Genomic DNA, 20083 nt, shown 5'->3' with positions numbered 1-20083 from the left:
GAATAATTATTTTTCTCGACACGTTCGGGTTCTGGCCGCTCGTGCGTCTTCCCCATTGAATGATCCATTTTCTATTCTGGGGAAAGACCATGGCGCTATGCCATTTTCAACGCCGGCCTAGCGTCGGCCGCTACGCACTCCTGTGCGCGTTGTCCGTGACTGTCCTGGCGGGCGGAACCATCGCGTCCCGGCCGGCCCATGCGCAAAGCGCCGCGGCGCTTGCCTTTGAGCTGCCTGCGGGCAGCATGGCCGACTCGCTGGTGAGCCTGGGCCGCCAGGCCCAGGTGCAGATCCTGTTCAGCCCCGGCTCCGTCGCCGGCCTGGAAGCGCCCGCCGTGTCCGGCAAGCTGACGCCGCAGGCCGCGCTGGACCGGCTGCTGGCCCGCAGCGGGCTGGTCGCGGTGCCCAGCGGGACGGGCTTCATCGTGCGGTCGCCCGCCGCGAGTGGCGGCGCGGATGCGACGACGCTGGCGCCGGTGACGGTCACGGGCCGGGACCTGGCCACGACCGAGGGCACGGGCTCTTATACGACCCCCGCGGTCACGATAGGCAAGAATGTGCAAAGCCTGCGCGAGATCCCGCAATCGGTTTCCGTGGTGACGCGCCAGTTGCTGGACGACCAGAACCTGGTGAACCTGGACGATGCCATGCGCACGGTGACCGGCGTCACCGTCGAAGCCGGCAGCATCGGCGGCAACCATGGCAACTTCTATTCCCGCGGCTATGCCCTGGACACGATCCAGGTGGACGGCGTCAACACCCCCGCAAGCACGGGCAACGATTTGTCGGCGGGCTTTGGCCTGGCCATCTACGACCGCATCGAAGTGCTGCGCGGCCCGGCGGGCCTGTTTCAGGGGGCGGGGGATCCGGGCGGCACGGTGAACCTGGTGCGCAAGCGCGCGCAGAAGGAGTTCGCGTTCAGCGGGCAGGTCATGACGGGTTCATGGGACCGCTATTACGCCGACGCCGACATCACCGGCCCGCTGGACAGCGATGGCCGGCTGCGCGGAAGGCTGGTCGCGTCCTACGACGATCGCCGTTCCTTCGTGGATGGCGTCTACACCCGCAAGCCGCTGTTCTACGGCACCATGAGCTTCGATGTGACGCCGGATACCACCTTGACGGCGGGCGCGACCTATCAGCAGTACAAGGGCCGTCCCTTCTTCGGCCTGCCCGCCTATACCGATGGCCAGCTGCTGGACGTGCGGCGTTCGACCAACCTGGATCCCAGCTGGAACCACATCACCGAGGAAATCACCGAGTATTTCGCGGATGTGGAACATCGCCTGTCGAACGGAGGCCGCATCAAGGTCAGCGGCCTCTACCGCGAGCAGGACGAGCCCAGCCGCGAATTCGGCTGGTCCGATTGCGCGGTGGATCCGGTCACGGGCGACACTTGCCTGGTGAGCTGGAAGTACCGCAGCCATTGGAAAACCTACGGCCTGGATGCATTCGTGGCCACGCCGTTCGAGGCCCTGGGGCGCAAGCATGAACTGATCGTAGGCGCCGACTATCGCAACGTTCACAAGAACTTCCAGTACGGGGGCGGCGACAACGCGGACATCAATCTCTATCACCCGGACAACAACATACCCAAGCCGGACTACGAGTTCACGAACGGCAATGACGGCAAGACGCAGCAATACGGCTTGTACGCGCGCGCCAATCTGCGCGTGTCGGATGCCGCGACCGTCATCGCCGGCAGCCGCCTGACCTGGTGGAACAACAAGACCGCCAACCGCAACGCCTACTTCAACCAGTTCACCAACACCGATACCAGCATCAACGGCAAGTTCACGCCGTACCTGGGGCTGGTGGTGGACCTGAACGACCAGCTGTCGGCCTACACCAGCTACACCAGCATTTTCTCGCCCCAGACCACCACCGACGTTAACGGCCAGCCGCTGGACGCGCGCACCGGCAAGCAGCTGGAGATCGGACTGAAGGGCGAGTTCCTGGACAAGCGCCTGAACGGCCATGCCGCGCTGTTCCGCATGGACGACGAGAACCGCGCCATGACGGACCCGGACAACCCGCTGTTTTCGATGGCGGCCGGCAAGATGCGCAGCCAGGGCTTCGAGGCGGAGATCAGCGGCAGCCCGGCGCCGGGCTGGGACATCACCGCCGGCTACGCCTACACCACGACGAAGACCTTGAAGGGCACGGAAGACCAGAAGTCGCAGCAGTACGTCTTCATCACGCCGCGGCACACCTTCAATCTCTGGACCAAGTATTCGTTCGCGACCGGCGCGCTGGAAGGCTGGTCGCTGGGGGCGGGGGTGCGCAGCGTCAGCAGCATGTACCGGCTGAACGGCCCGGTGAAGTTCGAACAGCGCCCGTACACCACCGTGTCCGCGCAGGCCGGGTATCGCTTCAACAAGCATGTGGACGCGACGCTGACGGTGAACAACCTGTTCGACAAGGTGTACTACCAGCGCGTGTGGGCGGCCTACGGCTCCAACTACTATGGCGAGCCGCGCAGCGTGATGCTGGCCGTGCGCTACGCAATGTGAGGCCGGCGCGGCTCAGGGCTTCAGGCCGATGCGCCGCGCCAGCTTGTGCAGGTTGCTGGGATCCACGTCCAGCGCGCGGGCGGCAACCGCCCAGTTGCCCTGATGCGCGTCCAGCGCCCTGCGGATCGCCTGGCGCTGGCAGGCGTCCACCGCCTCGCGCAGCGACTGCACGGGTGCGCCCGGTTCGGGTATGTCGGCCGGATCTTCCGCGAGCGACGCGGGCATGTCGCCATCGGACAGGTCCAGCAGCTTGACGCCCAGGGTCACGATTTCATTGCGGCTGGCCCCGTGGCTGACCGCCTTGATGGCCGCGCGGCTGATGACGTGTTCCAGCTCGCGCACGTTGCCCGGCCAGCGATAGCGGCGCAGCATCTCTTCGGCGTCGGGCGACAGCCGCAGGCTGCGCAGGCCTAGCCGCGCCCGGTTCAGTTCCAGGTAGCGCCCGGCCAGCAGCAGCACGTCGTTGCCCCGATCGCGCAGGGGAGGGATGGGGATCGGATACACCGACAGGCGATGATAGAGGTCGGCGCGGAAGTCGCCTGCGCGCACCAGGTCGCGCAGGCTGCGGTTGGTTGCGGCCACGATGCGCACGTCCACGGTGCGGGGGCGGTCGTCGCCCAGCCGCTGGATCTCGCCGTTCTGCAGGGTACGCAGCAGCTTGGCCTGCACCAGCAAGGGCAGTTCGCCGACTTCATCCAGGAACAGCGTGCCGCCGTTGGCGGCTTCGAACCGGCCGGGGCGGTCGGCGACGGCGCCGGAGAAGGCGCCCTTGGCGTGGCCGAAGAGTTCGCTTTCGGCCAGGGATTCGGGCAGCGCGGCGCAGTTCACATGCACCAGCGGCTTGTCGCGGCGGCGCGAGAGGCCGTGCACGCGGTGCGCGAACAGCTCCTTGCCCACGCCGGTTTCGCCCAGCAGGAGTATGGGCAATTCGGAGTCGGCCACGACTTCGATCTCGTGCAGCAGGCGGCCGATGGATTCGCTCTGGCCCAGGATGTCGCTGCCGGCGGGGGCGGCGTTGTCCGCCGGGGCCTGGCCGCGGGCCACGCGCAGCGCGCGGATCTCGGCCTCCAGTCGGGTGGTCCGAAGCGCGGCCTCCAGCAGCACGATGTAGTCGCGCAGGTCGGCCTGGGCTTCCATGTCGAACGTGCCGACCTCCAGCGCGTCCAGCGTCAGCACTCCCCAGGTGCGGCCCTCGATGTGCAGGCTGGTTCCCATGCAGTCGTGCACGGGCAGCGGCTCGCCGGCCATGCCGTTGATCAGGCCGTCGTAGGGATCGGGCAGGGTGCTGTCGTGGTGAAAGCAGGTTACGCCGCGCCGGCCCAGGATGGCGGCCAGGCGGGGGTGCTGCTGCACGGCAAAGCGGCGGCCCAGCGCGTCCTGGGTCAGGCCGTCGACGGCGATGGGGCGCAGGTGGTCTTCTTCCAGCTGCAGCAGCGCCACGGCGCCGCAGCGAAAGTGCGTGCGCAGGCTGGAAACCAGCCGCTGCAGGCGGACGGCGGGCGGAAGGTCGGCGACCAGATCGGCAAGCAATAGGTTTTGCATGGGTCGATTCTACCGTCCAAGGGTAAATAAAACCCTGGTCAAAAATGGTTATATCTACCCTTTAGTTTGCAGGTGCTTGATTAATCGCAAGTTTTTTCTGGCACGGTTTTCGCATCTATCCAGGTACCGTCATGATCAATGGAGAGACGCGATGAGCATGGTTGAGCAATCCCTGGGCCAGTTGGCCCGCAGCATTCCCGGGGCCACCCAGGTTTTTCATGAGTACGAGCTGGATTTTTGCTGTGGCGGCAAGAAAAGCCTGGCCGAAGCGGCAGCCCAGCGTTCGCTGGACCCGGCGCTGATCGAAGCGCGCCTGGTCGCGCTGGCGCAGAATCCCATGCAGGAAAGGGATTGGGGCCTGGCATCGGCGGCCGAACTCGTGGACCACATCCTGGAGCGCTATCACGAAGTGCATCGCCAGCAACTGCCCGAGCTGATCCGGCTGGCGCTGAAGGTGGAGCAGGTGCATGCCGACAGCCCGGATTGCCCGGCTGGCCTGGCCGACCACCTGCGCGGCATGCAGCAAGAGCTGGAAAGCCATATGCAGAAAGAGGAACAGGTGCTGTTCCCGATGCTGGCGCGCGGTCACGGCGGCATGGCCACCATGCCGATCATGGTGATGCGCATGGAGCACGACGACCACGGCGTGGCGCTGGAGCGCCTGCTGGCGCTGACCAACAATATCACCCTGCCGCGCGCCGCCTGCAACACCTGGCGGGCGCTGTACCTGGGCATCCGCCAGTTCAAGGAAGACCTGATGGCGCACATCCACCTGGAAAACAACATCCTGTTCGAAAACGCGGCGGCGCCGGCGGCGCATCCCCACGCCTGAAGGACGCTTGCGGCAAGCAGAAAGGCGGGGCCCGCCGGCCCCGCGGCATCAGTCAGGAAAGTTCGTATGAATATCGATAAATTCAAGCAGCAGCATGTGGATATCCTGCAAGGCATCGCGTCGCTGCGCAAGCTGGCCCTGGCCGGCGTGGCGCGCAACGCAGCCGAGATCGCGCGGGGCATCGTGTCCATCAGCGCAACGATCAAGCTGCATCTGGCCGTTGAGGACCGGGCGCTGTATCCGGCCGTGGCGCGCTGCGCCGACGCCGAGCTGGCGCTCAAGGGCAGGGAGTTCCAGGAAGAGATGGACGCGATCGCCGCCGCCTACGAGGCCTTCGCGAAACGCTGGAACAATGCCCGCAGCCTGGAGCTGGACGAAGGCGGCTTCCGGGACGACGCCAACACGGTGCTGCGCCGGGTTCACGAACGGATGCAGCGGGAAAACCGCGACCTTTATCCCCGCATCGAAGCGCTGTAGCGCATGGGGCCTGTGCAAGGCCTTTTAGCGTGAACCGGCCCAGGCGGGAGCTTACCGGGCCCCCGCCGCCTGTACACTCGGAAAACCTTATTGGGCAAGAGGGGATCCTTGATGGCCGGAAGCAGTTTCTTCGCATTGTTCGACGATATCGCCACGATCCTGGATGACGTTTCCGTCATGACCAAGGTAGCCGCCAAGAAGACGGCGGGCGTGCTGGGCGACGACCTGGCGCTGAACGCCCAGCAGGTCACCGGGGTGCCGGTCAACCGGGAGCTGCCGGTGGTGTGGGCGGTGGCCAAGGGTTCCTTCATCAACAAGCTGATCCTGGTGCCCGCGGCGCTCTTGATCAGCGCGTTCGCGCCCTGGGCCGTGACGCCGTTGCTGATGCTGGGCGGCGCATTCCTCTGCTATGAGGGCGTGGAAAAGCTGGCGCACAAGTACCTGTCGCACGGCGAGTCTCCCGAAGGCCATCATGCGGCGCGCGCCGAAGCCCTGCAGAACCAGGCAGTCGACATGGTGGCGTTCGAGCGCGGCAAGATCAAAGGCGCGGTGCGCACCGACTTCATCCTCTCGGCGGAAATCATCGTCATCAGCCTGGGGGCGGTGGCCGGCGCCGACTTCACCCGCCAGGTCTCGGTGCTGTCCATCATCGCCATCGCGATGACGGTCGGCGTCTATGGTCTGGTGGCGGGCATCGTCAAGCTGGACGACCTGGGGCTCTACCTGAGCCAGAAGTCCTCGCAGGCGCTGGCCTGGCTGGGCAAGCGCATCGTGGGGGCGGCGCCGTACCTGATGAAGACCCTGTCCGTGGTGGGCACGGCCGCCATGTTCATGGTCGGCGGCGCCATCCTGACCCACGGCATCCCGCCCGTGCACGCCGCCATCGAACACGCCGCCGCTTCGGTGGGTGGGGGCGGGGTCGTCCAGGCGCTGGTCTCGACCCTGCTCAATGCCCTGTTCGGCATCGTGGCCGGGGCCGTGGTGCTGGGCGTGGTCGGCATCGCCAAGCGGCTGTTCAAGAAAGGCTGAGGCTCCCAGCCGGCGCGCCGGCGCATAGCCCGTCCTAGGGAATCCCCTGCCTTGTTGTGCCGAATCGCATGCGCCTAAAATTGGCGCCAATTTATGTGATTATTGTTTCGACCACCGGCATAGACCATGCGCCCGCCGAGGCGGCCATGGAAACGAGGAAATCATGCAGTCCAACGCAGCACTCGCCATCCAGCCCGACGCCGCCCGCGCGCGGGCCATGTACGACCTGGGCCACAGCACCGTCTTCTCCGCGCGCACCGATCCGCGCTTCTCCTACTGCATGTACGTGCCGCCGCACATCGACACGGCCCGGCATCCGATGGAGCTGGTGGTGATCATGCACGGCACGGGACGGGCATTCGTGGAATACCGCGACGCGTTCGCGGAATTCGCGCGCTGGAACGATTGCATCGTGCTGTGCCCGCTGTTTCCCGTGGGTCCGCTGGGCGACGGCAATCGCGACGGCTTCAAGCAGCTGCGCGAAGGCGAGATCCGCTATGACCAGGTACTGCAGGACATGGTGGCCGAGGTGGGCGAGAAGTTCGGCCGCGATTTCAAGCAGTTCGCGCTGTTCGGCTATTCCGGTGGCGGCCAGTTCGTGAACCGCTACGCGCTGCTGCATCCGGAAAGCCTGTGGGCCGTGTCGATCGGCGCGCCGGGCTCGGTGACGCTGCTGGATCCGGACCAGGACTGGTGGGTGGGCGTGCGCGACGCGGAAGCCCGCTTCGGCAAGCGCATCGACGTGGAAGCCCTGAAGCAGGTGGCCGTGCACATGATCGTGGGCAAGGCCGACCTGGAAACCTGGGAAATCACCCACCGCGAAGGCGGCAAGTTCTTCATGCCCGGCGCCAACGCCGCCGGCAAGAACCGCCCGGAGCGCCTGGAATCGCTGCGCCGCTCGTTCGAGGCGGCCGGCGTGAACGTGACGCTGGACATGGTTGAGAACGTTCCGCACGACGGTTTGAAGTGCGTCGGCCAGGTCCAGGATTTCCTGGCCACGGCGCTTGCCAAGCTGCGCAATGCGTAACACTGACATCACGATGGGCGCATTGCCCGGACGCGCCCGCGTCCGCGCCGCGCAATAGGAGAGGGCCATGCTGCGTTTCGCGCTATCCCGTATCGTCATGGCCGTGCCCACCCTGCTGATCGTGGCGGTGGCCGTGTTTGTGATGATCCGGCTCATCCCCGGCGATCCCGCCCAATTGCTGCTGGGCGATCTGGCGACGCCAGCCGCGCTGGCGGACCTGCGGGCGCGGCTGGGCCTGGACCAGACCTGGGCCGCCCAGTTCGGCATCTGGTTCGGCAACATGCTGCACGGCGACCTGGGCTCGTCCATCAATACCGGCCAGCCCGTGCTGCCGCTGGTGTGGGACCGCTTCCTGATCAGCGGCCGCGTGGTCCTGGTGGCGGTGCTGTTCGCCGCGCTGGTGGCGGTGCCTGCCGGCATGATCGCCGCCTGGAAGCAGAACAAGGCGCCCGACCTGATCCTGGTGGGCACCGCGACGCTGCTGGTGTCCATTCCCACGTTCTGGCTGGGCCTACTGCTCCTGATCTTCTTCGGCCTGAAGCTGCAATGGCTGCCGGTGGTGGGCTATGTGTCCATCGGCGAAGACTGGAAGGCGGGCCTTCTGTACCTGGCCATGCCCATCCTGACGCTGTTCCTGCATGAAATCGGCGTGCTGATGCGGATGGCGCGCGCCAGCACGCTGGAAGTGCTGCGCCTGGACTACATCACCCATGCCCGCGCCAAGGGGCTGTCGGAATCCGCGGTGCTGATGCGCCACGCGTTCCGCAACGCCTTCGGCCCGACCTGGACGCTGATCGGCCTGGTGCTGGGCAACCTGCTGGGCGGCATTGCCGTGGTGGAAACCGTGTTCACCATTCCGGGCCTGGGCCGTCTGCTGGTGGATTCGATCTTCGCCCGCGATTACCCCGTCATCCAGGGCTGCCTGCTGTTCGTGGGCGTGGTCTACGTGATCGTGAACCTGCTCATCGACCTCTGCTACCCCATCTTCGATCCGAGAGTGACCGCCGAATGAAAAAGCGAATTGCAGCCAACGCGCTCCTGGGCGGCATACTTGTCGCCGTGGTGCTGGTCGCGGCCGTCATGGGCGCCGTCTGGACGCCGCATGATCCGTTGAAGATCAACTTCGTCGCGCGGCTGAAGCCGCCGGGCGGGGATTTCCTGCTGGGTACCGACGAGTTCGGCCGCGACGAATTGTCGCGCCTGCTGGCCGGGGCTTCCAGCAGCGTCTGGATCAGCCTGCTGACGGTGACGTTCGCCATCGTGGCGGGCACGGCCATCGGCACCCTGACCGGCTTTGTGCGCGGCTGGACCGACCGCATCATCATGGCCTTCAACAACGCGCTGCTGGCCTTTCCCGGCCTGCTGCTGGCGCTGGGCCTGCTGGCCGTGGTGGGCGCGAACAAGTACGGCATCATCCTGGCGCTGGGCCTGGCCTATACGCCTTCGGTGACGCGGATCGTGCGCGGCACGGTGCTGTCCCTGCGCGAGAAGGAGTTCATCGAATCCTCGCGCGTGCTGGGCAACTCGGAGCTCTACACCATGTTCCGCCATGTGCTGCCCAATTGCGTGGCGCCGTTGACGGTGCTGGCCACGTCCATGTTCGGCTGGGTAATCCTGGCGGAAAGCGCGCTGTCCTTCCTGGGCCTGGGCGTGCCGCCGCCCGCGCCCACCTGGGGCAACATGCTCGCGGCCGCACGGCCGTTCATGGCCCAGGCCTCCTATCTTTCCATTCTTCCCGGCCTGGCCATCGCGCTCGCGCTGCTGGGAATCAACCTGCTGGGCGACGCGGTGCGAGACCGTCTCGATCCCCGCATGAGGGGCGTGCAATGAGCGCACTGGTATCCGTATCGAATCTGTCGCTGACCGTGGGCGTGGGCGGACGCGAAATCGTCAGCGGCGTGTCCTTCGAGGTGGCGCCCGGCGAGATGGTCGGCATCGTCGGGGAGTCCGGCAGCGGCAAGACCCAGGCCGCTCGCGCCATCATGGGCCTGACGCCGCCGCCGCTGGTGGTGGCGGGCGGCTCCATCCTGTTCGAGGGCGTGGACGTCGCGAAGGCCAGCCAGCCCGTGCTGCGCAAGCTGCGCGGGGCGCGCATCGGCATGGTGTTCCAGGAGCCCATGACCTCGCTCAACCCGTCCATGCCCATCGGGCGCCAACTGGACGAAGGCCTGAAGCTGCACCGCAAGGACCTGTCCACCGCCGCGCGCCGCGAGCGCATCCTGGAGATGCTGCGCCGCGTGGGAATCCGCGATCCGAAGGCGGCCATGGAGGCCTGGCCTCACGAATTCTCGGGCGGCATGCGCCAGCGCATGATGCTGGCGTCCGTGATGCTGCTGGAGCCCGCGCTCCTGATCGCGGACGAGCCCACGACCGCGCTGGACGCGGTGGTGCAGCGAGACGTGCTGGAACTGATGGTGGACCTGACGCGTGAACACCATACGGCGGTGCTGATGATCAGCCACGACCTGCCGATGGTGGCGCGCTACACCGAGCGCATGGTGGTGATGCAGCACGGCAAAGTGCTGGAAACCGGCACCACGGCCGGCATTCTTGAACGTCCGCAGCACCCCTATACGCGCAAACTGCTGGACGCCATGCCGCGCCGGCTGCCGGCGCGTCCGCTGCCGAAGGAAGCGCCCATCGTCGAGGTCAGGAACCTGGTGGTGGATTACGCGGGCCATCAGCGCCTGTTCTCGCGCACCGGCGCCAAGCGCGCGCTGAACGGCATCGATCTGCACGTCAAGCCGCGGGAAGTGGTGGCGGTGGTGGGCGGTTCGGGATCGGGCAAGACGACGCTGGGCCGGGCCATCGCCGGGCTGCTGACGCCGACGTCCGGCCAGATCCTGTTCCGCGATCAGCCGGTGAGCCGCCGGTCCGCCGCCTGGCGCGACTACCGCCTGAATTGCCAGATGGTGTTCCAGGACCCCTATTCGTCGCTGGATCCGCGCATGACCATCGGCCAGCTGGTGGGCGAAGGCCTGCGCATGCTGGACGACATGCCCGCCACCGACAAGCGCCGCCGGGTGGACGAGGTGTTGACGGAGGTGGGGCTGGGGTCGGAATACGCCAAGCGCTTTCCGCACGAAATGTCCGGCGGCCAGCGCCAGCGCGTGGCGATCGCGCGCGCCATCGTTCGCCGCCCGGCGTTCGTGATCGCCGACGAACCGGTATCGGCGCTGGACGTGACGGTGCGGGCGCAGGTGCTGGATCTGTTTGCCGACCTGCAGGAACGCCACGGATTCTCCTGCCTGTTCATCAGCCATGACCTGGGCGTGGTGGAGCAGGTGGCCGACCGCGTGGTGGTGATGCGAGACGGTGGCATCGTCGAGCAGGGCACGCGCGATGCGGTGTTCGACCGCCCGCAGGAGGAATACACGCGCAGCCTGCTGTCCGCGATTCCAGCGCTGGAATCCACCGATACGGGCGGGGTGCGCCTGCGCTGGCGCCTTGACCAGCAGGAACCCTTGCGGGCAAGCGCGTAGGGGGCGGGTTTCCCGGGGGGATGCCAGCGTCATCCCCGCCGGGACTTATGCCTAAAATACGCGCTTCGGATTTGATTGACGGGAGTGGTCCATGCCGAAAGCGGCGGCGACACAGCCCGGCCTGGTTGACCGTATTGCCCATGATATTCAAGCGGGCGTGTATGGTCCCGGCGCCTGGCTGAAACAGATCGACCTGCAGGAACGTTACGACGCCAAGCGTCTGGACGTCAGGCGGGCGCTAGACCAATTGGCCGCCAAGCGGCTGATTGCGCACATCCCGAACCGGGGCTACCACGTGTATGCCATGGATCCGGACCAGCATTTGCAGATCCGCGATATTCGCATCCTGCTGGAGACCGGCGCGGCCTCGGACCTGATGCCCAACGTCACGGCGGCCAAGGTGCGCGCGTTGCGCACCTTGGCCGAGCGCTTCGCCAAGCTGTTGCAGGACGGCACCCTGCTGGAGCAGTACGAGGTCAACCTGGCCTTTCACGCCGGCATGTACGACCTGTGCAGCAACCGGGAATTGGCCGCGCTGATCCAGGAAACGCGCGCCCGCGGACCTGCGGCGCCCGCCAAGGAGTGGGTGACGCGTTCACGCATCGAGATTTCCGCGCGCGAACACTTCGACATGGTGGAAGCCCTGGAAGCGCGGGACGTGAAGCGCTTGCAGAAGATCATCGCCCAGCACGTGGGCCAGGACATTTCCTGAGTCTTCGTGTTGTGCGAAGCACGGCGGCGTTCCCGGATGGGAGGCCGCCGTTTTTCATTGTTGCCTTCCTTCAGGGATACCCCCGATAGCATCGCGCCACATTCTGCTCATAATGGTCAGCTAATTTTGGCGCCAATATATGCGTGAATTTTGCGCCGCACGCCAGGGAGTCTTTGCATGCACCACGTTTTCGTTCCCAGAGCGCTTGCGCTCAGCCTGGCGCTGGCCGCCGTCTGCTCGGCGCAGGCCGCGCAGCTCACCATTGCCCAGCCGGCCGACATCCGTTCGACCAACCCTGGCGTCAACCGCGACAACACCACCGACGGCGTGGTGCTCAACATCGTCGAAGGCCTGGTCGGCTACCGGGAAAACGGCACGGTGGGCCCCTTGCTGGCCAAGTCGGTGGACCTGTCCGAAGACGGCCTGACCTATACCTTCAAGCTGCGCGACGGCGTGAAGTTCCACAACGGCGCCACGCTGACGTCGGCCGACGTGATCTGGAACTGGCAGCGCTACATGGATCCCAAGACGGATTGGCGTTGCCGCAGCGACTTCGACGGCCGCAACGGCCTGAAGGTGACGGACGTGTCCGCGCCGGACGCGCAGACCGTGGTGATGAAGGTGGACCGCAAGTCGGCGGTGTTCCTGGATTCGCTGGCGCGCACCGACTGCGGCATGACGGCCATCATTTCGAAGGACTCGGTCGCGGCGGACGGCTCCTGGATCAAGCCCGTCGGCACCGGTCCCTACGTCTTCAAGGAATGGAAGCGCGGCGAGTACACCTTGCTGAGCGCCTTCAAGGACTATGTGTCCCCGCCGGGCGACAAATCGGATGGCTACGTGGGCTCCAAGCGCCCGCTGGTGGACGAAGTGAAGTTCCTGGTGGTGCCGGACCCGTCCACGTCCAAGGCCGGCCTGATGTCGGGGGCCATCGACGCCAGCCAGATCACCAATACCGATGTGGGCGAACTGAAAAGCGCGAAGAACCTGTCGGTGTTCAGCCCGCATGACGCCGTCAAGCACGTGCTGCTGTTCCAGACGGATGATGCCGTGCTGAAGAACGTGAAGATTCGCCAGGCGATCGCGGCGTCGCTGGATATCCCGCAAGTGGTGGCGGCTGCTTCCGAAGGCCTGGGGCAGCTGAACAATTCCGCCGTCTATGCGGGCTCCGCCTATTACAAGGACGCCGAGAAGCGCAGCTACAAGTACGACCCGGCCCGCGCGCAGCAATTGCTGAAGGAAGCCGGCTACAAGGGCGAGCCCGTGGTCATCTACGCCAACAAGCGCGCCCATGTGCCGAGCTATCAGGTCGCGGTGATCGCCCAGGCGATGATGCAGTCGGTGGGTATCAACGCCAAGATCGAGGTGCTGGAATGGGCCACGCAGCTGGACCGCTACAACACCGGCAAGTACCAGATCAGCTCGTTCTCGTTCTCGTCGCGGCTGGATCCTTCGCTGAGTTTCGAGCAGTTCGCGGGCGACAAGGCCAAGCAGCCGCGCAAGGTCTGGGATGATCCCGCGGCGCAGAAGCTGATCGACGAGAGCTTCCTGGAATCCGACCCGGCCAAGCGGCAGGCGCTGTTCGACCAGTTGCATGCCTTGATGCTGGAGCAGACGCCGATGCTGATGCTGTACAACGGGGCGGATGCCTGGGCCAGCAACAAGCGAGTCGAGGGATTCTCGGTCTGGGAGGGGAAGCCGCGGGCGTGGGAGACCAAGGTGGTGGCGAAGTAAGGGGGGGTGTTGTTGGCGCTGGGTGGGTTCTTGAGACGCCTGGCGTGGCGGGGGCCTGTGGGGGGTGCGGGGCTGCGATTGCGGCCCGGAGCCTTCGCTCCGGGCTGCCCCGTCGTCATCGTCGTTGTCGCCTCCGGCGACTGCCTTCCGATTCCCTCGGGCTTATCGACGCCCCGCACCCCCCAGGCCCCCGCCACGCCAGGCTCTGGTGGTTGAAACTTCACGGGCGCTGGGGCGGGTGGGGTTCTTGAGGTTCTCGCCAAGGGTGGGGTGGTGGTGGAATATCTTGCGGGGCCCGCCCCCGGCCGGCCGCGCGGGCGGCCTTTGGGGGCTTACGCGTTGTCTTGCGTCGTAACGATGACGCTTCGCGTGTGGGTTGGGCGGGTGGTGTGCTTTGCCGCCGCGCCACTGCATGTCGTTTACGACCTGATATCCGCAATTGGCAATGGCCGGCGATCAAGCCAGCAATAACAGGCCTACAGGCCCGGATTGCTTCGCCTGCCATTCATCGCCATTTCAACTCTAATGCCCGATGGGCGGCGCGCGCACAAATCTGCATGCGTAAGAGGTTCGCTGCCGCGCGCCGCCCATCACCGCTCCACCCCCCCCGCCGGCGGGCACATCAGCAAACCGCCCTGCGCATTCGCGCAAGCGACCTTCCTACGACGACCCAAAATGCGTATGCCGATTGCGGCCGCCCGCGCGGCCGCAATTCGGCGGGCCCCGCAAATCCCGTCATTAATCATGGGTCCAGCGGCGCAACAGACCAAGATACCCGTAGCCCGGTGGCGCGGGCGGTGGGGCTGCGAGCAACCTCCATGCGCCCGAGGGAATCTGAAGGAACCGCCGAAGGCGGTGACGAAGATGACGAGGGGGAAGTCCGGAGCGAAGGCTCCGGACCGCAATGGCGGGCGCTCGCAGCCCCACCGCCCGCGTCACCGGGCGACCTACGAAGCACCTGCAACGACCAACGCGCCCAGCTACCTACGAAGCACATACGACGAACAATGCGCTGCAACGAACCAGACGCCCCTGACCTGCGAAGCACCTGCCCCAAACGCAGCAACCCTCACTCCGCCACCCGCTCCACTTCCCAAGCACGCGGCTTCTTCACAGCCCAAGGCTGATATCCCTTCACATTCGCCCGGTAAGCCCCGATATCCAGGCCGTTATACAAAGGAATGCTGGGCACGTCCGCCAGGAACAGCGTATGCAGCTGATCGAACGAAGCCTGCCGCTTCGCATGATCCGTATCCACCGAGGCCGCGGCGATCAGCTGCTGCGCTTCGGGGTTGTCCCAGACCTTGCGCGGCTGCTTGGCCTTGTCGCCCGTCACCATCTCATAGTTCAGCGCCGCGTCCAGGCGGGCGGAATACGGGAAAGTCATCATCTGGTAGGTGCCGGCGTTGTAGCGGTCCAGCTGCGTGGCCCATTCCACCACCGACAGCTGGGCATTGATGCCCACCGATTGCAGCATTGCCTGGATGATGACGGCGGAGTTATAGGACTGCGGGTAGCGCTTGGTGGTCAGGATCGCCAGTTCCTGGCCCTTGTAGCCGGCTTCCTTCAGCAGCTTCTGCGCCTGCGCCGGATCGTAGTTCCAGCCTTGTTTCTGGATGGCGTCATGGTAGGGCGACACCAGCGGCACGATGGAGTTGTTGGGCTGGGCCAGGCCTTCCGTGACGGCGGCGGCCAGTTGCTTGTAGTCGATGGCGTGGGCCAGGGCCTGGCGCATCTTGGGGTTGGACAGCACCGGGTCCTTGGTCTGCAGCAGCAGCGCGGTCATGCTCATGACCGGCGCGTAGGCCACCTTGACGTTGGGCGTGCCCTGAAGCACCGGCACATCGTTGTTGGACACGTCTTCGATGACGTCGATGTTGCCGCGCTGCAAGGCGGCCTTGGCGGTGGAGTCGTCCGGCACGATCATGAAGCGCACTTCGTCCACCAGCGCACGCTTGGATCCGGTGTAGCCGTCGCGCTTGCCGTCAAGATTGGCATAGCCCGCGTACTTGGTCAGGCGTATGTATTCGCCGCGCTTCCATTCGGCCAGTTCGAAGGGGCCCGTGCCGATGGGCTTGATCCAGGCGCCGTCGGCGCCGACGGAATCCTTGGACAGGATGCCGGTGCCGCCGCAGTCGGTGCGGGCTAGCGAGGCCAGGAACAGGCTGCTGGGCTTTTCCAGGTGATAGACGACGGTGCGCGCATCGGGCGCTTCCACGCCCGTGACCTTGACGGTGCCGCGGCCGTCGAACTCGCTGGCGCAACGCCAGCCGGAGTTGGCCGCCGTGTAGTGCTGCCAGGTCCACAGCACGTCGGCCGAGCTCAGCGGCTTGCCGTTGTGGAACTTGACGCCGTCGCGCAGCTTGAACGTGTAGGTCTTGCCGTCGGGACTGATGTCGACGGACTGGGCCAGCAGCGGGCGGACCTCGGCATCCTCGCCATAGGCGACCAGGCCTTCGACGATGTGCAGCACCACCGCGTCGCTGTTGCTGTCGCGGTTGACGCCCGGCTCGGTGGAACGGATGTCGGCGGTGAGCGAGATGCGCAAGGGCGCCGCGGTCTGCGCGCCGGCCGTGCCGGCCAGGCCGGCGAGCGCCAGCGCAACCGCGATGCTCAATTGATGGATTTTCATTGATACTTCCTTGGGTTGCGCGGACGCGTCGCCAATCAGGCGGCGGCCAGCAGTTCGGGTTCGGCGGTCAGGCTGTAGCGCGTGAACTGGCGGTTCAAGGCGGGCAGCGGGGCGACTTCCATCAGGCCGGCGGCCGGCTCCATGATCACCATGGCGACCGTGGCGGACAGGTTGTCGTGGCTGCCGGGACGCGGCGGGCGGCAGACGGAATAGGGCGAGCCGAAGTCGTCGAACAGCGCGCGCTTCATGTCTTCGCGCGTGAGCTGCTGCTTTTCATTCAGCAGGCGGCGCACGCGCCAGTCGCGATAGGCGCTTTCCGGCGTGCTGGCGCGGCCGGTGTCGCGCAGCTTGCCCAGGGCCACTTCGCTGACCCAGTGGTTGGCGTGCACGATCAGGTCGTCATTGCCCGGATAGATCGGGAAGGCCTCGTCGGTGGTGCATTCGTAATCCACGCCAAAACCTGCGGCCATGCCGATCATGATGTTGTTGGAGCAGGACTTGGGCGTGGTGGCGACCGCCTTGATGGCCAGTGCGAAATGCTGCTGTTCCAGCACCTTGCGGCGGATCAGCGACAGCGGCACGCCGAGCTGGCGGAAGTCGCGGTCGGATTCCAGGTAGTTGGCGGTGATGGACACGCCGGCGCTGTTCAGGCCGCTGCGGGCCAGGCCGCCGGCTTCCACGAAGGTCAGGATGTCCGGGCCGTTGTCGTTGCGCACACGCAGGACGATGGCGGTCTCGGCGCATTCGGCGCGCCAGTCCCAGTTCTGGCCATGGATGAGATTGCCGTTGGCCGAGCGCGTGGGCAGGATCAGGGCGCCCGTGCAGCCGTCGCCCGGCTCCAGTTCGGCGGCCTTCTTCTTTTCGGCGCGGGCCTTGGCGACCACTTCCGTGCGGGCGTTGACCATCACGATGTCTTCGAACGGCACATCGGCGCCGGCCGCGATGCCGCGCATTTCTTCCAGGTAGTGGGGCGCGAAGTCTTCGATCTCGCGGGCGAAGTGGGCGATGAGCTCGGTGCGCGCCATGGCGTCGTAGCCCAGGTCGACCAGCGTCTGGCCATACATCGCGGCGCTCTTGCGCACGCGGGCGGCGGCTTGCTGGCCGTAGGAGCGGCCGCGGGCTTCGGGCGTGCCGGAAACCGATACGAAGGGAAATTGGGTGGTCTGGGTCATGGACGGGTAGCGGCGCCGGGCGCCGTGAGGACGGAAGAGGGAATCGGAATGGCGAAAATGTTAGCTTATTTTGGCGCCAATATTGCTCAGGGTTTACCCAATGAAAAACGGCCGCCTGGCGTCAGGCAGCCGTCCGTTCAGCCGGGCCGCGCCTGCTGCGCCGCCAACTGGGCGCCGGTCTTGAAACTGGCGCCGGCGGCGCGGAAGCGTTCCAGCAGCTGCTCCACCTTTTGCAGGCGGGCAGCGCGGCCGACGCCGTTGTCCGCGCGCGGGTGGAGGGTCAGGCAGGCGTAGCCGTCGGCCGCCAGCAGCGCATCGCCTTGTTCGACCCAGTGCGAGTAGGCGCGGTCCTGCGTCACGCGGCGGCTGAAGTGCGTGGCGTCGCACAGGCCTTCGCTCCAAGGCAGTTCCACCATGCCCGGGCCGCCATCGGCGTCCAGGGCATAGGGGGCGTCGTCGTCGATCGCGCTGCTGTCGTATCGGTAGCCCAGCTGTTGCAGCAGCGGCACGGTCCGCGGAGAGAAGGCGCTGCCCGTCCAGCGAAAGCCTTGCGGCCGGGCGCCCGCCAACTCCGCCAGGCGATCGCGGGCGCGTTCCAGCACTTCGCCCTCGCGTTCGCCCAAGGCGCTCAGGTCTTCATAGGCATTGCCTTGCGAGGCGGCTTCGTGGCCGTCGCGCAGGCTTTGCTCCAGCAGTCCGCGGCAGCGTTCGGCCTCGAACACGGGCCAGAACAGCGTGGCGCGGATGTCTTGCCGGCGCAGCATGTCCAGCACGCGCGCCAGGCCGCCGCCATAGGTGTAGCGGCCATGGGCGTCGCGTCCGTGCAGCGCGGCTTCGGGCTGGGAAGCGGCTTCGGGGCCGATGCCCTGCACATTGAGGGTGACCAGCACGGTCTTGGCGGCGGTCATGCGTTGCTCCAGTTCTCGGGGTGGGCAAGGCAGTGGCTGGCCAGCGCTTGCAGGGTCATGACGTGGACGTCGGGCTGGGCGGCCAGGTAGGCCAGGAAGCGGTCCAGGGCGGCGGCGCGGGCCGGCGTGCCGGAGCCGCCGGCCGCCTTGGGGTGCACGGTCAGGTGTACATAGCCTTCCGCCTGGCGCAGGGCTTCGAATTCCTGCACCCAGTTGTCGTAGGCCTCGGCGGCCAGGCTGTGGCCGGTGAAGTAGAACGGGTAGTCGTCCAGCGACACGGTGTTGTTGGGCAGCATGATGAAGTCCGCCGGGCCCTCCCCTCCGCCGGGCAGGTAGGGCCGGTCCTGGTCTTTTTCGCTGGCGTCGTAGCAGTAGCCCAGCTTGCGCAGCGTGGGCAGGGTGCGGTGGCTCTTGCGGCCGGACGGCGAGCACCAGCCCACGGGCGTCACGCCCAGTTCCTGCTGGATGATGCGGTGGGTCTTTTCGAGCAGCGCCGGTTCTTCGTCGCCCAGGTCCCAGGCTTCGTGCAGATAGCCGTGCGCGGCGATCTCGTGGCCGGCCGCCAGGATGTCGTGGAACACGGCGGGATAGTGTTCCACGTCATAGCCGCAGGCGAAGAAGGTGGCGGGCATGGCGTGGCGGGCCAGGATCTCCAGGTGCCGCGGCACGCCGCGCCGGATGGCGTATCGGCCCGCGGTGTAGAGGCCGGCCGGAAACTGCTTGCGGCCCACTTCGACGGCGGGGCCGTCCACGTGGACGGTGACGCAGACCACGGCGCGCACTGCCGGGGCCTGCGCGGCGCGCCGGCCTTGCGCGCGCAGTTCGCGATCCAGCGGCAGCCAGGGATTGGCGTCGGCGCGGGTGGGAGCGCCGTAGGGAATTCGTTGCATCAGGTGGCCTTGATGTTGGCGTTCTTGATCAGGGCGCGCCACTTCTCGCTTTCCGTCGCGACAAAGCGGCGCAGCTCTTCAGGCGTGCCTCCGTGCAGCTCCAGCCCGTTCTGGGTCAGCTGCGCCAGCGCCGGTTGCTTGAGCGCGCTTTGCACGGCGCCGTTCAGGGTGTTGATGATGTCCTTCGGCGTGCCGGCGGGCACGAACACGCCATTCCATCCGATTGCCTGGTAGCCGGGGAAGCCGGACTCGGCCACGGTCGGCACGTCGGGCAGGGCCTGTGCGCGCTGCGCCGAGGTCACCGCCAGCGGCCGCGACTTGCCGCCCTGGATGAATTGCTGCTGGTTGATCACCACGTCCATCAGGATGGGGAACTGACCGCCCAGGAAATCGTTGACGGCCGCCGCCGCGCCCTTATAAGGCACGCCGGGCAGGTCCAGCCCTGCCGTGGCCTTGAGCAGTTCCATGGCAAGGTGCGCCGAGCTGCCGTTCTGCGTGATGCCATAGAAATACTTGCCCGGATTGGCCTTGATGATGGCCACCAGTTCCTGCAGGTTGCGAGCCGGAAAGGACGGATGCACGACCAGCACGTTGTTGTAGTAGCAGACCATCGACACGGGTTCGAAGTCCTTGATCGGGTCGTAGGCGATGTTCTCGTACAGACTCTGGTTCACCGTGTGCGTGCCGGTGGAGCCCAGCGCGACGGTGTAGCCGTCCGGCGCGGACCGCGCCGCCTGCTGGGTGCCGATGATGCCGGCCGCGCCGCCCTTGTTGATGACGACGACACTCTGCTTGAGCGCTTCGCCCATGCCTTGGGCCAGCGGGCGGGCCACCAGGTCCGTGCCGCCGCCGGCGGGGAAGGGCACGATGAACTGTATGGGCCGTTCCGCCGGGTAGCCAGCGGCCCACGCCCGGCCCGGGCCGGCCAGGGCCCCGCCGGCGATGGCGGCGGCCGACGCCGCAAGGAAGTGGCGCCGGCTCATGCCGCCCCGCGGTTCGTCGCTGCTGCAAGACTGCTTCATGTTTTCCCCTTGGGTTCTGTGTTTAGGTAAATATCATTATTCGATAAAAATAATAGTCTAACTATTAGTATTTATCTATAAATGATAAAAATAGGAAAGATGATAGCCTTG

16 protein-coding genes are annotated in these 20083 nt (G+C 66.3%); 10 read left to right on the top strand and 6 right to left on the bottom strand.

What is annotated here, in order from left to right; all coding sequences use genetic code 11:
- Nucleotides 1-155 precede the first annotated feature (155 nt).
- Nucleotides 156-2513, top strand: coding sequence for a TonB-dependent siderophore receptor (locus HLG70_RS15830; protein WP_234103097.1), 2358 nt, complete (start codon nucleotides 156-158; stop codon nucleotides 2511-2513).
- Between the two features lie 12 nt (nucleotides 2514-2525).
- On the opposite strand, the gene norR is transcribed toward HLG70_RS15830, so the two are convergent.
- Nucleotides 2526-4055, bottom strand: coding sequence for a nitric oxide reductase transcriptional regulator NorR (norR, locus tag HLG70_RS15825; protein WP_171662012.1), 1530 nt, complete (start codon nucleotides 4053-4055; stop codon nucleotides 2526-2528).
- Nucleotides 4056-4206: 151 nt separating this feature from the next.
- On the opposite strand from norR, the gene ytfE reads away from it, so the two are divergent.
- The 9 genes from ytfE to HLG70_RS15780 all read left to right on the top strand — a co-directional run bounded on the left by ytfE (nucleotide 4207) and on the right by HLG70_RS15780 (nucleotide 13348).
- A complete protein-coding gene (gene ytfE / locus HLG70_RS15820) occupies nucleotides 4207-4887 on the top strand; it encodes an iron-sulfur cluster repair protein YtfE (protein WP_171662013.1) in 681 nt (226 codons plus the stop codon).
- A 66-nt stretch (nucleotides 4888-4953) separates the two neighbouring features.
- Nucleotides 4954-5364 carry a hemerythrin domain-containing protein gene (locus tag HLG70_RS15815; RefSeq protein WP_171662014.1) on the top strand — a complete coding sequence of 137 codons (411 nt, stop codon included), beginning with the start codon at nucleotides 4954-4956 and terminating at the stop codon, nucleotides 5362-5364.
- Between the two features lie 111 nt (nucleotides 5365-5475).
- The gene (locus HLG70_RS15810) at nucleotides 5476-6393 is read left to right on the top strand and encodes a DUF808 domain-containing protein (protein WP_171662015.1); all 918 of its coding nucleotides are present in this window, start codon (nucleotides 5476-5478) and stop codon (nucleotides 6391-6393) included.
- Nucleotides 6394-6556: 163 nt separating this feature from the next.
- Nucleotides 6557-7420, top strand: a complete 864-nt coding sequence (locus HLG70_RS15805) for an alpha/beta hydrolase (RefSeq protein ID WP_171662016.1) — start codon at nucleotides 6557-6559, stop codon at nucleotides 7418-7420.
- Between the two features lie 67 nt (nucleotides 7421-7487).
- Entirely contained in the window at nucleotides 7488-8432 is a 945-nt protein-coding gene (locus tag HLG70_RS15800; protein ID WP_171662017.1) for an ABC transporter permease, read from the top strand.
- Nucleotides 8429-9250: an ABC transporter permease gene (locus HLG70_RS15795; RefSeq protein WP_171662018.1), complete on the top strand. Its 822-nt coding sequence runs from the start codon at nucleotides 8429-8431 to the stop codon at nucleotides 9248-9250. Before HLG70_RS15800 ends, HLG70_RS15795 begins: the two co-directional genes overlap by 4 nt.
- On the top strand, nucleotides 9247-10902 hold the full coding sequence (locus HLG70_RS15790; RefSeq protein ID WP_171662019.1) for an ABC transporter ATP-binding protein: 1656 nt from the start codon (nucleotides 9247-9249) through the stop codon (nucleotides 10900-10902). The genes HLG70_RS15795 and HLG70_RS15790 overlap by 4 nt, the downstream gene beginning before the upstream one ends.
- A 91-nt stretch (nucleotides 10903-10993) precedes the next feature.
- Entirely contained in the window at nucleotides 10994-11614 is a 621-nt protein-coding gene (locus tag HLG70_RS15785) for a GntR family transcriptional regulator (protein WP_171662020.1), read from the top strand.
- Between the two features lie 177 nt (nucleotides 11615-11791).
- Nucleotides 11792-13348 (top strand): ABC transporter substrate-binding protein, encoded by a 1557-nt coding sequence (locus HLG70_RS15780; RefSeq protein WP_171662021.1) that lies wholly within the window; start codon nucleotides 11792-11794, stop codon nucleotides 13346-13348.
- A 1069-nt stretch (nucleotides 13349-14417) separates the two neighbouring features.
- On the opposite strand, the gene HLG70_RS15775 is transcribed toward HLG70_RS15780, so the two are convergent.
- From HLG70_RS15775 to HLG70_RS15755, 5 genes are all read right to left on the bottom strand, one after another.
- Nucleotides 14418-15980 (bottom strand): ABC transporter substrate-binding protein, encoded by a 1563-nt coding sequence (locus HLG70_RS15775; protein ID WP_171664351.1) that lies wholly within the window; start codon nucleotides 15978-15980, stop codon nucleotides 14418-14420.
- A gap of 35 nt (nucleotides 15981-16015) precedes the next feature.
- Nucleotides 16016-17152, bottom strand: coding sequence for a C45 family autoproteolytic acyltransferase/hydolase (locus HLG70_RS15770; protein WP_171664350.1), 1137 nt, complete (start codon nucleotides 17150-17152; stop codon nucleotides 16016-16018).
- 137 nt (nucleotides 17153-17289) lie between these two features.
- On the bottom strand, nucleotides 17290-18060 hold the full coding sequence (locus HLG70_RS15765; protein ID WP_171664349.1) for a polysaccharide deacetylase family protein: 771 nt from the start codon (nucleotides 18058-18060) through the stop codon (nucleotides 17290-17292).
- Nucleotides 18057-18950, bottom strand: coding sequence for a polysaccharide deacetylase family protein (locus HLG70_RS15760; RefSeq protein WP_171664348.1), 894 nt, complete (start codon nucleotides 18948-18950; stop codon nucleotides 18057-18059). The genes HLG70_RS15765 and HLG70_RS15760 overlap by 4 nt, the downstream gene beginning before the upstream one ends.
- Nucleotides 18950-19972: a Bug family tripartite tricarboxylate transporter substrate binding protein gene (locus HLG70_RS15755; RefSeq protein WP_171664347.1), complete on the bottom strand. Its 1023-nt coding sequence runs from the start codon at nucleotides 19970-19972 to the stop codon at nucleotides 18950-18952. The genes HLG70_RS15760 and HLG70_RS15755 overlap by 1 nt, the downstream gene beginning before the upstream one ends.
- Between the last annotated feature and the right edge of the window lie 111 nt (nucleotides 19973-20083).

This window comes from Achromobacter deleyi, assembly GCF_013116765.2.
Lineage (GTDB): Bacteria > Pseudomonadota > Gammaproteobacteria > Burkholderiales > Burkholderiaceae_B > Achromobacter > Achromobacter deleyi_A.
This window is presented reverse-complemented; position numbering and strand designations above follow the sequence as displayed.

Excerpts from the sequence above, each read along its gene's own strand:
- HLG70_RS15775 (WP_171664351.1), bottom strand. The coding sequence starts at position 15,980 with ATGAAAATCCATCAATTGAGCATCGCGGTTGCGCTGGCGCTCGCCGGC.
- ytfE (WP_171662013.1), top strand. The coding sequence starts at position 4,207 with ATGAGCATGGTTGAGCAATCCCTGGGCCAGTTGGCCCGCAGCATTCCC.
- HLG70_RS15760 (WP_171664348.1), bottom strand. The coding sequence starts at position 18,950 with ATGCAACGAATTCCCTACGGCGCTCCCACCCGCGCCGACGCCAATCCC.
- norR (WP_171662012.1), bottom strand. The coding sequence starts at position 4,055 with ATGCAAAACCTATTGCTTGCCGATCTGGTCGCCGACCTTCCGCCCGCC.
- HLG70_RS15790 (WP_171662019.1), top strand. The coding sequence starts at position 9,247 with ATGAGCGCACTGGTATCCGTATCGAATCTGTCGCTGACCGTGGGCGTG.
- HLG70_RS15805 (WP_171662016.1), top strand. The coding sequence starts at position 6,557 with ATGCAGTCCAACGCAGCACTCGCCATCCAGCCCGACGCCGCCCGCGCG.
- HLG70_RS15815 (WP_171662014.1), top strand. The coding sequence starts at position 4,954 with ATGAATATCGATAAATTCAAGCAGCAGCATGTGGATATCCTGCAAGGC.
- HLG70_RS15770 (WP_171664350.1), bottom strand. The coding sequence starts at position 17,152 with ATGACCCAGACCACCCAATTTCCCTTCGTATCGGTTTCCGGCACGCCC.
- HLG70_RS15785 (WP_171662020.1), top strand. The coding sequence starts at position 10,994 with ATGCCGAAAGCGGCGGCGACACAGCCCGGCCTGGTTGACCGTATTGCC.
- HLG70_RS15755 (WP_171664347.1), bottom strand. The coding sequence starts at position 19,972 with ATGAAGCAGTCTTGCAGCAGCGACGAACCGCGGGGCGGCATGAGCCGG.
- HLG70_RS15795 (WP_171662018.1), top strand. The coding sequence starts at position 8,429 with ATGAAAAAGCGAATTGCAGCCAACGCGCTCCTGGGCGGCATACTTGTC.
- HLG70_RS15810 (WP_171662015.1), top strand. The coding sequence starts at position 5,476 with ATGGCCGGAAGCAGTTTCTTCGCATTGTTCGACGATATCGCCACGATC.
- HLG70_RS15765 (WP_171664349.1), bottom strand. The coding sequence starts at position 18,060 with ATGACCGCCGCCAAGACCGTGCTGGTCACCCTCAATGTGCAGGGCATC.
- HLG70_RS15780 (WP_171662021.1), top strand. The coding sequence starts at position 11,792 with ATGCACCACGTTTTCGTTCCCAGAGCGCTTGCGCTCAGCCTGGCGCTG.
- HLG70_RS15800 (WP_171662017.1), top strand. The coding sequence starts at position 7,488 with ATGCTGCGTTTCGCGCTATCCCGTATCGTCATGGCCGTGCCCACCCTG.